The following is a 16,568-nucleotide window of genomic DNA, read 5'->3' as shown; positions in this document are numbered from 1 at the left end:
GTTAAAGCTTGTGAAGTTTTTAACAAGTATTCAAAGGAGTTTCATATGACTAAACAAACTAAAGATGTTCAAACAGTAATTGATGAATTGGCAACAAAGGGTGTTGAAGCCCTTGATGCTATGGCTAACTTTACGCAGGAGCAAGTGGACCATATTGTTCACCAAGCTGCGATTGCTGCCCTAGATAAACACATGTATTTGGCTAAATTGGCCGTTGATGAAACAGGGCGCGGTATTTATGAAGATAAAGCCATCAAGAACATGTATGCTTCTGAATACATTTGGAATAGTATTAAATATGACAAAACTGTAGGCGTTATTGCTGAAGATAAAGAACAAGGCTTGGTTTCTATTGCTGAGCCGGTCGGTGTTATCTGTGGGGTTACACCAACAACTAACCCAACTTCAACAACCATTTTCAAAGCACTTATTGCTCTTAAGACACGTAACTCTATCATTTTTGCCTTCCACCCATCAGCTCAGAAATCATCTGCAGAGGCAGCTCGTATCGTCCGTGATGCAGCTATTGAAGCAGGTGCACCTAAGGACTGCATCCAGTGGATTGAAGAGCCATCTATCGAAGCAACTGGTCTTTTGATGAACCATCCTAAGATCGCCACAGTACTTGCGACTGGTGGACCTGGTATGGTTAAGGCTGCTTATTCAACTGGTAAACCAGCGCTTGGTGTAGGAGCCGGAAACGTCCCATCTTATATTGCTGCTGATGCTAAGGTTAAACGTGCTGTCAACGATATCATCGTTTCAAAGACTTTTGATAATGGTATGATTTGTGCTTCTGAACAAGCAGCTATCGTTGATGCAGCTATCTATGACGAAGTTAAGGCTGAATTTGAAGCACATCAATGTGTCATCATTTCTAAAAAAGCTGACATTGCTAAATTGGAAAAAGTCGTTCTTAATGAAGCGCGTACAGCTGTAAATGGTGCCATTGTAGGTCACTCAGCTATTGAAATTGCTGAAAAAGCTGGTCTTAAAGTTCCTGCAGGTACAAAATTGCTTTTGGCAGAAATTCCAGATGCAACAATGGAACACCCACTTGCCTTGGAAAAATTGTCTCCAGTACTTGCTCTTATCAAATCTGACGGCGTTGAAGATGGTTTCAAAAAAGCAGAAGGCATGCTCAATTTGGGTGGTCTTGGACACACAGCTGTTATCCACACTGAAAATGAAGAGCTCCAACTCCAATATGGTATCCGCATGAAAGCCTGCCGTGTCTTGGTAAATAGCCCATCAGCTGAAGGTGGTATCGGTAATATCTACAATAACATGATTCCATCATTGACTCTTGGTTGTGGTTCACACGGTCATAACTCAGTGTCACACAATGTTAGCTCATTTGATCTCTTGAATGTCAAAACATTGTCAAAGCGTCGCAATAACATGCAATGGTTTCGCGTCCCACCAAAAATCTTCTTCGAAAAAGATTCAATAACTTACTTGCGTCACATTGAAGCTGAGCGCGTGATGTTGGTTTGTGACCCTGGTATGGTTCAGTTTGGTTACGCTGACTTGGTTAAACGCCAATTGGAACTTAACCGCCACAGACTAGCAGTAGATGTTTTCTCAGATGTTGAGCCAAACCCATCTACGAATACGGTTTACAAAGGTTTGGAACGCTTTGTAGACTTCCAACCAGATGTTATCATCGCTCTTGGTGGTGGTTCTGCAATGGATGCTGCTAAGGCTATGTGGATGTTCTTTGAACACCCAGATGTAAGCTTCTTCGGCGCTAAACAAAAATTCTTGGATATCCGTAAACGTACTTACAAGATTCCTTACGCTCAGAAGACAACATTTATCTGTATCCCAACAACTTCAGGTACGGGTTCAGAGGTAACGTCATTCGCGGTTATCACTGATAGTGAAACTCATATCAAGTACCCATTGGCAGATTATGCTTTGACTCCGGACATTGCTATCGTTGACCCTGCTTTGGTTATGAGTGTGCCTGCTAGCGTTACAGCTGATACAGGTATGGACGTTTTGACTCACGCCATTGAATCTTATGTATCAGTCATGGCTAGCGACTATACACGTGGACTTTCACTTCAAGCGATTAAACTTGTTTTTGAAAATCTCGAACATTCTTACCGCTTTGGTGATGAAGAATCACGTGAAAAAATGCATAATGCATCAACAATGGCTGGTATGGCCTTTGCCAACGCCTTCCTTGGTATCAACCACTCACTCGCTCACAAGGTTGGCCCTATGTTTGACATTCCACACGGACGTACTAATGCGATTTTGATGCCTCACGTTATCCGTTACAATGGTCGTGATCCTCAAAAACACGCTATGTTCCCTAAATATGACTACTTCCGTGCAGACAAAGATTACGCAGATATCGCTCGTTTCATGGGATGGGGTACTGACAAACAATCAGATGCTGAATTGGTTGAAGTTTTGGCACAAAAAGTATACGAATTGGGTGTTGCCGTTGGTATTGACATGAACTGGAAGGGACAAGGTGTCACTAAGAAACTTCTTCAAGACACTGCCTATACTTTGGCCGAACACGCTTATGAAGACCAATGTACAACAGCTAATCCGAAAGAACCACTTATTTCAGAATTGAAAGAAATTATCGAAATTGCCTTTGATTACAAAGGGTAAGCGATAGACAAAAGTAGCTCTATAAGGGCTACTTTTTTTGCTAGAAATCCTCTATATTAGAGTGTTTATCCAAATTAAAAATAAAGGACTTTCCCGAATAAGATAGAAAAACGCTTTAAGAATTGTTATAATAACCTTACAGCAAGATAAGGAGATTCCTATGACAAAAGAAGAAGGGCTTAGTTTGGGTGAAACAGCACATCCTCTCAAGCCTCATGAATTGAGGCCACCAATGGCTTCTACAGCAGGGAATAGAGCGACTAATAAGTTTAAAGAGTTTAATGCTGATAGGATGGTGAGTGTTCAATTCAATCCTAGTCAACAAGTAAAAGAATCAAAGGAGCCAGTAACCTCGAAGAATATTGTGGGGATGGTATCAGGTGTGATTGCAGCGATACTCACCATACTTTTGATTGTTTGTCTCGTGATGGGATACCGTTATCGAGCTGCAAGCATTGAGGGCGATTGGACAAGCCCAACCTTTAGTGAGAAAATGTTAGCCACTCTGAAAGACACTGCTACTACTAAGAATAAAGTTAGTAATGCTTTACCACAAGGTCAAGATCTTATCACCGATATCAATACAGCAATGAGCATTACTGACAATAAGGCTCACTTAAAAGTGAGCTTTGTTTACAATCGTAAAGGTCTTTATCAGGCTTACAAAAGTAGAGTTACTGAATTGAAAGGTCAGTACGGTGAGGAGTTCTCGGAGGTTTTTGATAGTTATTCATTGTCAGAAAAAGACTACTATAAACAGTTTGATGAGACAGTGAAGAAAGAACTTCCAAAGAGTTATACCTATGATGCCAAAACCGGTCGTGTCACAACAACTGCTTTCGCGGGTGATATTAACCGTTGGGAGCAAACAATCACTGTGGATAAGGCTGGAGATTCAGATGCTTTTAAAAAAGGTGATGTCTTAGATTATACGCCTAACAATGAAGGTTTTACTATCAAGGCACACAGTGAATTTGGTGACATTAGCTTTACAAAAAATAAATAAAAAAGGAAATTAAAGGGGAAGATAAATGACAAGAGCAGAATGGTTGGACTATTTTGAAACGGTAAACGGACGTAAGCCGAGTGTTCAGGAAATGGCGGATGCTTTGAAAGCTGGGGAGTTTGTTAATGAAGCACCGGCTAAAACTGAAGATACAGTTACTACTGAACCTATTAAGGTTGAGGCAGAAATCGTCGAGACAAGTACTAGTCCTCTACCAACTGAAACGGCACCAGTAGTAACAGCAACTGCACCTTCTACAGTTCCTTTTCCAGAAGGACAAGCAGCTATGGCAAATTTGGCTCCTAAAAAACCAATGGATCCCAAAAAGAAAAAACGCATCCTAGTCTCAGTTTTGTCAGCAGTAGTCCTTGTCTTCTTATGTATCGGTGGCTTTATGACTTACCGTTATGTGACAGGTAATATTGATGGCAAATGGTACAGTAGTTCTCTAGGTAGAGAGTATAGCTCAAGCATGTCTGAAAGTTTGACAGACTTGGATAGTAAGGAGCTTGAAAAGTACTTTAAAGATACTGCTGTAACCATGAAAGTAAAGGGTAGCAATGCCAAGGTGACTGCTAGCTATACTTTTGATAAGAAAACCTATATCAAGGACTATCGTGAGAGGGTTCAGAAGTCCTTCTCAGCCTTTGGAGATTTATTTAAAGCCTTCTATGGAGATTCCTTTGAAAACTATTATAGTGAGGAAACCATAGAAAAAGAACTTGATGAAGCTCTTGAAAAAGCTGCGAAAGATAATGGTCAAAAGTATGATTCGAAGACAGGCGAAACAACAACAACCCTTTTCAAAGGGAAGGTTAGTCGCTTGGGGCATAAGATGACTGTTACTTCTGTCAACAAAGATGTTGATATCGATGGTCTCAATGTTAAAAAAGGTCAAGAGCTAAAAGTTACTAAAAAAGACAAGAAAGTAACGCTTAGTGGTGATGGTAAATCAAAAGATATTACTTTCTCAACTAAGAATGACACCAAAGATAAATTTTAAAATGACATCCGGAATCGCTATTCCGGATTTTTTCATGTCGTTGAGGGAAGAGAATAAGGTGATATCCGAATGATTTTCTCACAAGTCACAATACGTGTAGAAATATTCTGACAATTATGCTACAATAGAGCCACACACTATCTAAAAAGAGGATTTACCATGACACTTGTATACCAATCAACACGTGACGAAAATAATAAAGTAACTGCTAGTCAAGCTATTCTTCAAGGTTTGGCAACAGATGGTGGCTTGTTCACACCATTGTCAACACCTGAGGTTGCTTTGGATTTTGATCAATTGAAAGACGCTTCTTACCAAGAAGTTGCTAAATTGGTCTTGTCAGCTTTCTTGGATGATTTTACGGAAGAGGAATTAGATTACTGTATCACAAATGCTTATGACGACAAGTTTGATACAGCTGCTATTGCACCAGTAGTTAAACTTAAGAACCACTACAACCTTGAACTTTTCCATGGTTCTACTATCGCTTTCAAAGATATGGCCCTTTCAATCTTGCCTTACTTGCTAACAACATCAGCTAAAAAGCAAGGTGTTGATAATAAGATTGTTATCTTGACAGCGACATCAGGTGATACTGGTAAGGCTGCTATGGCTGGTTTTGCAGATGTTCCTGGAACTGAAATTATTGTCTTTTATCCAAAAGACGGTGTTTCAAAAATCCAAGAATTGCAAATGACCACTCAAACAGGAGCTAACACTCACGTTATTGCCATTGATGGTAACTTTGATGATGCCCAAACCGATGTGAAACGTATGTTTAATGATGTTGACTTGCGTGAGAAATTGTTGGCTCATCATACGCAATTCTCATCAGCTAACTCAATGAACGTCGGTCGTTTGGTACCACAAGTGGTTTACTATGTATATGCCTATGCGCAGTTGGTTAAGGCAGGTCATATCCAAAACGGAGATAAGGTTAACTTCACAGTACCAACAGGAAACTTTGGTAATATCTTGGCGGCTTATTATGCACGTCAGATTGGTGTTCCGGTTGGCAAATTAATCTGTGCCTCTAATGAAAATAACGTCCTCACAGACTTCTTCGCAACGGGTACTTATGACAAGAAACGTGACTTCAAGGTAACGACAAGTCCTTCTATGGATATCTTGGTATCTTCTAACTTGGAACGCTTGATTTTCCACCTTCTTGGTAATGATGCTGCTAAGACTAAAGAGCTCATGGATGCACTTGTGACTAAGGGCGAGTATACTTTGGCTGGTGCAGATAAAGATATTCTTGATTTGTTTGTAGCAGGTTTTGCAACTGAGGATGAAACAGCTGCTGAAATCAAACGTGTCTATGATGAAAACAAGTATATCGAAGATCCTCATACAGCGGTTGCCTCAGCTGTTTACGAAGCATATGTTCAAAAGACAGATGACCACACCCCTACAGTTATCGCTTCAACAGCTAGCCCATACAAATTCCCACGTGTGGCTATTTCAGCTGTCACTGGTAAAGACAGTGGGGATGATTTCAAAGCAGTAGAAGATTTGCACCAACTTTCAGGTGTAGCTATCCCAGCTGCTGTAGATGGACTTGAACATGCGGAAGTTCGCCATAAAACAGTTGTTGCGGCAGCTGATATGCAAAAAGCAGTTGAAAGATATCTTGGTGTATAAGAATAAAAAAATAGGAGCTGAGAAATCAGCCCTATTTTTATCAATATAGAAGAGAATATTATGACAGAAACAAAGAAAATTCTAAACATAGCCTTGCCTGCTATGGCCGAAAACCTTCTACAAATGTTGATGGGGGTTGTCGATTCTTACCTAGTGGCTCAGGTTGGTATTGTCGCCATATCAGGGGTTTCCGTAGCCAATAATATAATCACGATTTACCAAGCTATCTTCATTGCTCTAGGAGCCTCAAGTGCCAGTGTCATTGCTAGAAGTTTAGGGAAGGGAGATGTTAAAGCGACTAACCGAGACACCTGGGATGCTATTATTATTACCTTTGCTCTTAGTCTCATTCTTGGTCTACTTTCCATTTTTGGTGGTGGGGCCATTCTTAATCTTTTAGGTACTGAGCAATCTGTGACTCAGGCTGGTAGTCTCTACCTTGCTCTTGTCGGTGGAGGAGTGGTCTTCCTAGCCTTGATGACTACTTTTGGTAACATCCTACGGGCCAAGGGACGGCCTCGTATTTCCATGGTCGTCAGTCTTTTGACCAATGTTCTTAATGCTATTTTATCTTCTTTAGCCATCTTTGTGGGACATTGGGGGATTATTGGGGTCGCAACGGCTACGGTTTTTTCTCGTCTGGTTGGGACAGTGATACTGTGGCAAGCGATGAAACTGGATGTGAAGCAGCTTGAAGTTACCAAACCTTTCAACAGGGAGTTGTTGGGGATTGCTCTGCCAGCAGCAGGTGAACGACTGATGATGCGTGCTGGAGATGTGGTCATTGTGGCTATTATTGTTACCTTTGGTACAGCCGTTGTCGGTGGTAACGCCATCGGTGAAAACCTTACTCAGTTTAACTATATGCCTGGTATGGGAGTCGCAACGGCTACGGTTATCTTGGTTGCCAATAGTTTGGGTCGAGGGGATAAGGCTCAGATGAAGCGTATTATACGAGAGTCTTATTGGATTTCAACCTTTTTGATGGTTCTGGTTTCAGGGAGCATCTTGCTTTTTGGACAAGGCTTATCAGGTCTCTTTACAGATAATAAAGCAGCTATTGCGGCTAGCCAGGTAGTTATTCTTTATTCTTTCCTTGGGAATCCTGTGACCTCGGGGACTCTAGTCTACACAGCAGTTTGGCAAGGTCTTGGTAAGGCTAAGATGCCTTTCTATGCAACAACTATTGGGATGTGGATTATCCGAATTTTCTCAGGATATTTCCTTGGGGTGAGTCTGGGAATGGGTCTTGCTGGTGTCTGGATTGCAACCGTTGTTGATAATGTATGGCGTGCAATCTTCCTTTACGTGATGTACCGTCGTTATCTCGTAAAGAGAAAGTTTTAATGATAAATACTGAGGAGATACTCTTATTCAAAGGGTATCTTCTTCTTATTTTTTACAAGTAGGCTCGAATATGGTAAAATAAGCTGATAAAAACTTTTTGAGGTAGTAATTATGACTGTAAAAATCAATACAAAAGATGGTCAAATCGAATTGTCAGATGATGTCATCGCAACAGTAGTTGGCGGTTCAGCAACAGAAATTTTTGGCGTTGTCGGTATGGCAAGTAAGAGTGCTATCCGAGATAATTTTCAAGCACTTCTTGGAAAGGAAAACTACGCAAAAGGAGTTGTCGTGAAATCTACTGATGCAGGTATCACTGTGGATGTTTACACTGTTATGAGTTACGGTGTTAAGATTAGTGAGGTTTCAAAAAATATTCAAGAACGTGTGAAATTTAATCTTGAGAATCAACTCGGTATCAAGGCTGAAACAGTAAATGTTTACGTTCAAAATATTAAAGTCGTAGGAGAAAACTAGTGTCTAAAATTACAACAAGCTTGCTTCAGGAGATGGTCCAAGCGGCAGCAACACGTTTAGGTAAGCAAGCAGAATATGTGAATTCACTCAATGTCTTCCCAGTACCAGATGGAGATACTGGAACAAACATGGGAATGACTATGGATAACGGAGCCAAAGCTGTCGCAGATCAATCAGCTTCAACAGTTGGTGAAGTTGGTCAGATTTTATCTAAAGGTCTTTTGATGGGTGCCCGTGGTAACTCGGGTGTTATCACGTCACAATTGTTCCGTGGATTTGGTCAAAGTATCAAGGATAAAACGGAACTTGACGGCCAAGATTTAGCTCATGCCTTCCAAGCAGGTGTTGAAGTTGCTTATAAAGCAGTTATGAAACCTGTCGAAGGAACAATCCTTACAGTATCACGTGGTGCAGCTTCAGCAGCGATTAAGAAAGCTGAATCTACAAATGATGCTGTTGAGGTTATGCGTGCAGCTCTCGATGGAGCTAAAGCTGCTTTGGCTAAGACACCAGAGATGCTTCCAGTTTTGAAAGAAGTTGGTGTGGTAGACTCAGGTGGTCAAGGTTTGGTCTTCATTTATGAAGGTTTCTTGTCAGCCCTCACAGGTGAGTATATCGCTTCAGAGGACTTCCAAGCGACACCTGCTACGATGACAGAGATGATTAATGCAGAACACCATAAGTCAGTTGCTGGTCATGTTGCAACAGAAGACATTACCTTCGGTTACTGTACGGAAATCATGATTGGTCTCAAACAAGGTCCGACTTATGTGAAAGACTTTGACTATGAAGAGTTCCAAAATTACTTGAGTAACCTTGGGGATTCTCTTCTTGTGGTTAACGACGATGAAATTGTAAAAGTTCACGTCCATACAGAGGATCCAGGTCTTGTCATGCAAGAAGGTCTTAAATATGGGGCTCTTGTTAAAGTTAAGGTTGACAACATGCGTAACCAACACGATGCACAAGTTCAAAAAGAAGAAGCTATCCAAGCAGCACCTTCTGCTCCTAAAGACTTTGCCCTTATTGCAGTTGTTGCTGGAGATGGACTTGCAGATATCTTCAAATCACAAGGTGTTGACTATGTGATTTCAGGTGGTCAAACAATGAACCCATCAACAGAAGATATTGTTAAGGCTATTGAACAGGTCAATGCTAAGAATGTAATCATCTTGCCAAACAATAAAAACATCTTTATGGCAGCGCAATCAGCTGCTGAAGTAGTAGATGTCAATGCGGCTGTTGTTGAAACACGTACAGTTCCACAAGGATTTACAAGTTTGCTTGCTTTTGATCCTAGCCAAAGTATCGAAGCCAATGTTGAAGCTATGACAGCTAGTCTTTCAGATGTAACAAGTGGTAGCGTGACATTGGCGGTACGTGATACAACTATCGATGGTCTTGAGATTCATGAAAATGATATCCTTGGTATGGTGGATGGTAAGATCCTTGTGTCTACACCAGATATGGACCAAGCCCTTCTTGACATCTTTGACAAGATGATTGACGAAGACAGTGAAATTGTTATGATTTACGTCGGCGAAGAAGGTAATCAAGAACAAGCTCAAGCACTTGCGGAAAAATTGGAAGAGGCTCACGAAGATATCGAAGTTGAAATCTTCCAAGGAGACCAACCAGTTTATCCATACCTCTTCAGTGTTGAATAATTTTGAATAATCATTTAGGAAGTCTTAGGGCTTCCTTTTTGTTTTGTCAGTTTTGATATAGCGGGGATATCTTTTCGGAATTACAAAAATATTCTGAAAATTCCTTGACATTACTTTCCAAAGTGGTAACATATGTTGTAAGAAATTTTATAGATTGAAGGTAACATCATGAGAAGTGATATGATCAAAGTTGGTGTTGATAAGGCACCAGCACGCGGACTTTTGTATGCGACTGGGCAAGTTAAATCTGCCAAGGATATGCAAAAGCCCTTCATTGCTATTTGTAACTCTTATATTGATATTGTTCCAGGGCATGTTCACTTGCGTGAATTAGCAGATATTGCCAAGGAAGCCATCCGCGAGGCTGGCGGTATTCCTTTTGAGTTTAATACCATTGGTGTGGATGATGGGATTGCCATGGGGCATATTGGGATGCGTTACAGTCTTCCATCTCGTGAATTGATTGCCGATTCTGCAGAAACAGTTATTAATGCCCACTGGTTTGACGGGGTTTTCTACATTCCTAACTGTGATAAGATTACACCAGGGATGATTTTGGCGGCCATGCGTACTAATGTGCCAGCAGTATTTTGTTCTGGTGGCCCTATGAAGGGTGGCGTTGACATGACTGGTCATCAAGCGACGCTATCAAGTTTGTTTGAAGCTGTAGGTACCTATCAGGCTGGAGATATGAGCAAGGAAGAGCTCGATTATTTGGAGAAAAATGCTTGTCCAACTTGTGGTTCATGCTCAGGAATGTTTACCGCTAACTCAATGAACTGTTTGATGGAAGTTTTAGGCCTTGCCCTTCCAGGTAACGGTACTATCCTAGCTGTTTCAGATGAACGTCGTGAATTGGTTCGTCAAGCAGCCACAAAATTGATGGATAACATCAAAAATAATGTTCGCCCACGTGATATTGTGACCAAAGAAGCCATCGATGATGCGTTTGCTCTAGATATGGCCATGGGTGGTTCAACCAATACTGTTCTTCATACGCTTGCTATTGCGCGTGAGGCCGGTATTGACTATGATCTTAAAGACATTAACGAGATTGCCAAGAAGACACCTTATCTCTCTAAAATTGCACCTTCAAGTGTTTACACTATGCATGATGTCCATGAAGCTGGTGGAGTTCCAGCCATTATTAATCAGTTGATTAAAAAAGGAGCCATTAAAGGTGATCGTATTACAGTTACTGGTAAGACTTTGAAAGAAAACGTAGCTGGTGCTGAAATCAAAAATGAAGAAATTATCCATCCAATTGAGCATCCTATCTCACCAGTTGGTGGTTTGTCTATCCTTTACGGAAATATTGCTCAGGATGGAGCTGTTATCAAGGTCGGTGGTGTAGATCCATCTGTTAAAACTTTCCGTGGTAAAGCTATTTGTTGTGATTCACAAAATCAGGCCCTTGAGTTGATTGATAATGGAATAGTTAAGAAGGGCCATGTCGTTGTCATTCGTTACGAAGGTCCTCAGGGTGGACCTGGTATGCCAGAAATGTTGGCACCAACTTCTAAGATTGTCGGACGCGGTCTTGGTAAGGATGTGGCTCTGATTACGGATGGTCGTTTCTCAGGAGCTACTCGTGGTATTGCGATTGGTCACGTTTCTCCAGAAGCAGCAGAAGGTGGTAATATCGCTCTAATCGAAGATGGCGATGAAATCGTGATTGACCTACCAAATCGTACCCTTGATCTGCTTGTCGATGATGCAACCCTTGAAGAACGTCGCAAACATTTGAAACCTTTCAAATCAAAAATTTCAAGTGGTTGGTTGCGTCGCTATACAGCCTTTGCTAAATCAGCCAATGTTGGCGGAACTTTGATGAGTGACGAAGAATTCGAAGAACGTAAAGCAGAACGTCAAGCACAAGAAAAAAACTAAGAACATTCTTTCCGAAGAGTTTGTGATATTTTTCTCCGAAACCCTTGCAAATTTGGTTAAAAATGTTATCATAGTATACAAGGTTTTGAATTTTTAGACAATTCGAAAAAAACAACTACTAAAGGAGGTCCATGTGAAGAAAATTGAACTTGAAGAAGCACGCTCTGGTGCTGATTTAATTCTAGATACACTTCTTGAACTTGGGATTTCAACTATCTTTGGATATCCTGGCGGAGCGGTTCTTCCTTTGTATGATGCTATTTACAAAAATGACAAGATTAATCATATCTTATCTCGTCATGAGCAAGGAAGTCTGCACGAAGCTGAAGGTTATGCCAAATCAACTGGTAAACTCGGTGTTGCTCTTGTAACGAGTGGTCCTGGTGCCACTAATGCTATTACAGGGATTGCAGATGCTATGAGTGATAGCGTACCTCTCCTAGTCTTTACTGGTCAGGTCGCAACACCAGGTATTGGTAAGGATGCCTTCCAAGAGGCTGACATTGTCGGAATTACCATGCCGATTACAAAATACAATTATCAGATTCGCGATACAGCTGATATTCCTCGTATTATTAGGGAAGCGGTTCATATTGCAACAACTGGCCGACCTGGTCCAGTTGTTATCGATCTCCCTAAAGATGTCGTGGCTAAGGAAACAGCCTTCATCAACGATCCTGAAATTAATCTTCCAAGTTACCAACCGACGCTAAGGCCAAACGAAATGCAAATCAAGAAAATCTTGAAGCAGTTGGGTAAAGCTAAGAAGCCGGTTATTGTAGCTGGAGGTGGGGTGTCTTATTCTGAATCTGCTAAGGAGCTAGTTGCTTTTGCAGAACGCTACCAAATCCCAGTTGTTACAAGTCTTTTAGGTCAAGGGACAATTGCTACTAGTCACCCCCTCTTCTTGGGTATGGGTGGTATGCACGGTTCATATGCAGCTAACATTGCTATGACCGATGCTGACTTTATGATTGCCATTGGCTGTCGTTTTGATGACCGTTTGACAGGTAATCCTAAAACATTTGCTAAGAATGCCAAGGTTGTCCATATTGATGTAGATCCAGCTGAGATTGGTAAAATTATTGCAGTGGACCTTCCAGTTGTTGGTGATGCTAAGCAAGCTCTTGAAATGCTCTTAGCAGAACCAGTGGTTAAGAATAACACTGAAAAATGGATTGAAAAAGTTACAAAAGACAAAGAGCGTGTACGTTCTTACGATAAGAAAGAACGTATGGTACAGCCTCAGGCAGTTATCGAGCGTATCGGTGAATTGACTAAGGGTGACGCGGTTGTTGTTACTGACGTTGGTCAACATCAAATGTGGACAGCTCAGTATTATCCATACCAAAATGAGCGTCAATTGGTGACCTCAGGTGGTCTTGGAACAATGGGGTTCGGTGTTCCAGCAGCAATTGGTGCTAAAATTGCTAATCCTGATAAAGAAGTTATCCTCTTTGTTGGTGATGGTGGTTTCCAAATGACGAATCAAGAATTGGCTATCTTAAATGTTTACAAGGTGCCAATCAAGGTTGTTATGTTGAATAACCACTCACTTGGTATGGTACGTCAATGGCAAGAGTCTTTCTACGAAGGGCGTACATCAGAGTCTGTCTTTGATACCCTTCCAGATTTCCAATTGATGGCTCAAGCTTACGGCATTAAGTCTTACAAGTTTGATAATCCAGAGACAATTGATCAGGATTTGGAAGTTATCAAGGAAGACGTGCCAATGTTCATCGAGGTGGATATCTCTCGTAAAGAGCATGTCTTGCCAATCGTTCCGGCTGGTAAGAGTAATCACGAAATGTTGGGGGTGAAGTTCAATGCGTAGAATGTTAACAGCTAAACTTCAGAACCGTTCAGGTGTCCTTAACCGCTTCACAGGTGTTCTTTCACGACGTCAAGTTAACATTGAAAGTATCTCTGTAGGGGCTTCTGAGGATCCTAACGTTTCACGTATTACGATTATTATTGATGTGAATACTCAAAATGAAGTGGAACAAATCATCAAACAGCTTAATCGTCAGATTGATGTGATTCGCATCCGTGATATCACGGATCAGCCACACTTGGAACGTGAAGTTATCCTAGTTAAGGTATCAGCACCAACCTCTAAACGTGCTGAAATCTTGGCGATTATTCAACCTTTCCGTGCTTCGGTGGTTGATGTGGCACCAAGCTCTATCACTATCCAGATGACTGGTGATGCTGAAAAGAGCGAGGCGCTTCTACGAGTTATTCGTCCTTACGGAATCAAAAATATCGCTCGTACGGGTGCTACTGGATTTACCCGTGATTAAAAAATCCAACTTAAATTTGTTAACCCAGCCTTAAAAAGGCAATAAATTATTTTTTTAGAAAAGAGACATATTACTATGGCAGTTCAAATGGAATATGAAAAAGACGTAAAAGTAGCAGCACTTGACGGTAAAAAAATCGCCGTTATCGGTTACGGTTCACAAGGTCATGCGCATGCACAAAACTTGCGTGATACAGGTCACGATGTGATCATCGGTGTTCGTCCAGGTAAATCATTTGATAAAGCTAAGGAAGATGGTTTTGATACTTACACAGTAGCAGAAGCAACTAAATTGGCTGATGTTATCATGATCTTGGCTCCAGACGAAATCCAACAAGAACTTTACGAAGCAGAAATTGCTCCAAACCTTGAAGCTGGTAATGCTGTTGGTTTCGCACACGGATTTAACATCCACTTCGAATTCATCAAAGTTCCTAAAGATGTTGATGTCTTCATGTGTGCTCCTAAAGGACCTGGTCACTTGGTACGTCGTACATTTGAAGAAGGTTTTGGTGTTCCTGCACTTTACGCAGTATACCAAGATGCTACAGGTAACGCTAAAGACATCGCTATGGACTGGTGTAAAGGTGTTGGTGCAGCACGTGTTGGTCTTCTTGAAACAACATACAAAGAAGAAACTGAAGAAGATTTGTTTGGTGAACAAGCAGTTCTTTGTGGTGGTTTGACTGCCCTTATCGAAGCTGGTTTTGAAGTCTTGACTGAAGCTGGATATGCTCCAGAATTGGCTTACTTTGAAGTGCTTCACGAAATGAAATTGATCGTTGACTTGATCTACGAAGGTGGATTCAAGAAAATGCGTCAATCAATTTCAAACACTGCTGAATTCGGTGACTACGTATCAGGTCCACGTGTTATCACTGAACAAGTGAAAGAAAATATGAAAGCAGTTCTTGCTGACATCCAAAATGGTAAATTCGCTAACGACTTCGTTAACGACTACAAGGCTGGACGTCCAAAACTTACTGCTTACCGTGAAGAAGCTGCTAACCTTGAAATCGAAAAAGTTGGTGCTGAATTGCGTAAAGCAATGCCATTCGTTGGTCAAAACGACGACGACGCATTCAAAATCTATAACTAATGTGATAGTCTCGAAAACCGGCCTAGTGCTGGTTTTTTGTGTTCTGAAGAGAGTAGTTGGGAATCAATCCTACTGCTCTTTTTTGGTAGATAAATTGTAAAATATAGTGCAATAAAAAAACTCACTCCATTAAGGAGTGAGAATAGCCATAAATTAGTAAGTCAAAACAAAGTTTTTCTTCTTACCACGACGGATAACAGTAATTTCATTATCAATCTTATCGGTATCTGAAAGAGTGTAATCCAAGTCTTGCACACGTTCACCGTTGATATAGATAGCACCGTTTTGCACGTCTTCACGTGCTTGACGTTTAGATGGTGAAATTTTTGCATTGACGAGAAGTTCAACGATGTTCAGATTTTCATCTGCTGAAATTTCATAAGTTGGGACACCGTTAAGGGCAACTTTAAGGTCTCGTGCTGAGAGAGCTTTAAGGTTACCAGCGAAGAGTTGTTCAGTGATATGAACAGCTTGTTCGTAAGCTTCTTTACCGTGAACCAAAGTAACAACCTCACGAGCCAAAACCTTTTGTGCCAAACGTTGATGACGAGCTTGGTCAAATTCTTTACCGATCTCTTCGATCTCTTCAAGTGACAAGAAAGTGAAAATCTTCAAGAAGCGAACAGCATCGTCATCCATAACGTTGAGCCAGAATTGGTACATTTCGTAAGGTGTTGTTTTAGTAGCATCAAGCCAGACAGCGTTACCTTCTGATTTACCGAATTTTTTACCAGTTGAATCTGTTATAAGTGGTACAGTGATGACATGTCCAGATTTATCTGCTTTACGACGCAAGAGCTCAGTACCTGCTGTCATGTTACCCCATTGGTCAGAACCACCAATTTGGAGGGTTACGCCGTACTTATCGTTGAGTTCATAGAAATCGTAACCTTGCATGATTTGGTAGGCAAACTCAGTGTAAGAGATACCTGTTTCGATACGTTTCTTAACAGATTCCTTACTCATCATGTAGTTAACCGTGAAGTATTTACCCACGTCACGCAAGAAATCGATGAAGCTGACTGAACCAAACCAATCATAGTTGTTAACCATAACGGCTTTGTTGTCGCCATTTTCAAAATCAAGGAAACGAGAGAGTTGTCCTTGGATTTTTTCAACCCAACCTTCAACGGTTTCTTTGGTTTGGAGGCTACGTTCAGCATCTTTAAATGATGGGTCACCAATCAAACCTGTCGCGCCACCAACGAGGGCGTAAGGTTTGTGTCCAGCCAATTGAAGTCGGCGACTTGTAAGGATAGCGACAAGGTGTCCAAGGTGGAGACTGTCTGCTGTTGGGTCATAACCAGTGTAGTATGAGACTGGTCCCTCTTCAAAGGCTTTTACAAGGGCTTCTTCATCAGTGGTTTGAAAAATCAAGCCACGTGCTTTTAGTTCTTCAAAAATTGTCATGATATTCTCCAGTAAAGTATATTCTGCACCATTATACCAAAAGAAAGTAGGCCTATGCAAGCTTTGTCAAAGTTTGTTATAATAGGCTT

At 41.1% G+C, this 16,568-nt stretch carries 12 protein-coding genes; 11 read left to right on the top strand and 1 reads right to left on the bottom strand.

The genetic code is table 11. The features are described 5' to 3' along the window. The first annotated feature begins 45 nt into the window (after positions 1-45). From adhE to ilvC, 11 genes are all read left to right on the top strand, one after another. Complete coding sequence (gene adhE, locus A6J31_RS08765) at positions 46-2,634, top strand: bifunctional acetaldehyde-CoA/alcohol dehydrogenase (protein WP_080610989.1); 2,589 nt, start codon at positions 46-48, stop codon at positions 2,632-2,634. Between the two features lie 160 nt (positions 2,635-2,794). Further along, the gene (locus A6J31_RS08760; RefSeq protein ID WP_080610987.1) at positions 2,795-3,640 is read left to right on the top strand and encodes a hypothetical protein; all 846 of its coding nucleotides are present in this window, start codon (positions 2,795-2,797) and stop codon (positions 3,638-3,640) included. Between the two features lie 25 nt (positions 3,641-3,665). Then, a complete protein-coding gene (locus A6J31_RS08755; protein ID WP_080610986.1) occupies positions 3,666-4,643 on the top strand; it encodes a hypothetical protein in 978 nt (325 codons plus the stop codon). 159 nt (positions 4,644-4,802) lie between these two features. After that, positions 4,803-6,287 carry a threonine synthase gene (gene thrC / locus A6J31_RS08750; protein ID WP_080610985.1) on the top strand — a complete coding sequence of 495 codons (1,485 nt, stop codon included), beginning with the start codon at positions 4,803-4,805 and terminating at the stop codon, positions 6,285-6,287. A gap of 60 nt (positions 6,288-6,347) precedes the next feature. Beyond that, positions 6,348-7,634, top strand: a complete 1,287-nt coding sequence (locus tag A6J31_RS08745; protein WP_080610983.1) for an MATE family efflux transporter — start codon at positions 6,348-6,350, stop codon at positions 7,632-7,634. Positions 7,635-7,745: 111 nt separating this feature from the next. Continuing rightward, positions 7,746-8,111 (top strand): Asp23/Gls24 family envelope stress response protein, encoded by a 366-nt coding sequence (locus A6J31_RS08740; RefSeq protein WP_002885694.1) that lies wholly within the window; start codon positions 7,746-7,748, stop codon positions 8,109-8,111. Continuing rightward, positions 8,111-9,778 carry a DAK2 domain-containing protein gene (locus tag A6J31_RS08735; protein ID WP_080610981.1) on the top strand — a complete coding sequence of 556 codons (1,668 nt, stop codon included), beginning with the start codon at positions 8,111-8,113 and terminating at the stop codon, positions 9,776-9,778. The genes A6J31_RS08740 and A6J31_RS08735 overlap by 1 nt, the downstream gene beginning before the upstream one ends. A gap of 168 nt (positions 9,779-9,946) precedes the next feature. Further along, entirely contained in the window at positions 9,947-11,668 is a 1,722-nt protein-coding gene (ilvD, locus tag A6J31_RS08730; RefSeq protein ID WP_080610980.1) for a dihydroxy-acid dehydratase, read from the top strand. Positions 11,669-11,801: 133 nt separating this feature from the next. Then, a complete protein-coding gene (locus A6J31_RS08725; protein ID WP_080610978.1) occupies positions 11,802-13,502 on the top strand; it encodes an acetolactate synthase large subunit in 1,701 nt (566 codons plus the stop codon). Next, complete coding sequence (ilvN, locus tag A6J31_RS08720; RefSeq protein WP_002892046.1) at positions 13,495-13,971, top strand: acetolactate synthase small subunit; 477 nt, start codon at positions 13,495-13,497, stop codon at positions 13,969-13,971. Before A6J31_RS08725 ends, ilvN begins: the two co-directional genes overlap by 8 nt. Before the next feature lie 75 nt (positions 13,972-14,046). After that, a complete protein-coding gene (gene ilvC / locus A6J31_RS08715; protein ID WP_002885764.1) occupies positions 14,047-15,069 on the top strand; it encodes a ketol-acid reductoisomerase in 1,023 nt (340 codons plus the stop codon). Between the two features lie 153 nt (positions 15,070-15,222). On the opposite strand, the gene tyrS is transcribed toward ilvC, so the two are convergent. Then, positions 15,223-16,479 (bottom strand): tyrosine--tRNA ligase, encoded by a 1,257-nt coding sequence (tyrS, locus tag A6J31_RS08710; RefSeq protein WP_003092098.1) that lies wholly within the window; start codon positions 16,477-16,479, stop codon positions 15,223-15,225. Between the last annotated feature and the right edge of the window lie 89 nt (positions 16,480-16,568).

Source organism: Streptococcus sp. FDAARGOS_192, from assembly GCF_002073815.2.
In the GTDB taxonomy this organism is placed as follows: domain Bacteria; phylum Bacillota; class Bacilli; order Lactobacillales; family Streptococcaceae; genus Streptococcus; species Streptococcus salivarius_H.
Note: the sequence above shows the minus strand (reverse complement) of the source record. Positions and strands in the feature narration are given on the sequence as shown.

Coding starts and splice junctions, on each gene's coding strand:
- adhE (WP_080610989.1), top strand. CDS start 46: ATGACTAAACAAACTAAAGATGTTCAAACAGTAATTGATGAATTGGCA.
- thrC (WP_080610985.1), top strand. CDS start 4,803: ATGACACTTGTATACCAATCAACACGTGACGAAAATAATAAAGTAACT.
- A6J31_RS08740 (WP_002885694.1), top strand. CDS start 7,746: ATGACTGTAAAAATCAATACAAAAGATGGTCAAATCGAATTGTCAGAT.
- A6J31_RS08745 (WP_080610983.1), top strand. CDS start 6,348: ATGACAGAAACAAAGAAAATTCTAAACATAGCCTTGCCTGCTATGGCC.
- tyrS (WP_003092098.1), bottom strand. CDS start 16,479: ATGACAATTTTTGAAGAACTAAAAGCACGTGGCTTGATTTTTCAAACC.
- ilvC (WP_002885764.1), top strand. CDS start 14,047: ATGGCAGTTCAAATGGAATATGAAAAAGACGTAAAAGTAGCAGCACTT.
- A6J31_RS08755 (WP_080610986.1), top strand. CDS start 3,666: ATGACAAGAGCAGAATGGTTGGACTATTTTGAAACGGTAAACGGACGT.
- ilvN (WP_002892046.1), top strand. CDS start 13,495: ATGCGTAGAATGTTAACAGCTAAACTTCAGAACCGTTCAGGTGTCCTT.
- A6J31_RS08760 (WP_080610987.1), top strand. CDS start 2,795: ATGACAAAAGAAGAAGGGCTTAGTTTGGGTGAAACAGCACATCCTCTC.
- ilvD (WP_080610980.1), top strand. CDS start 9,947: ATGAGAAGTGATATGATCAAAGTTGGTGTTGATAAGGCACCAGCACGC.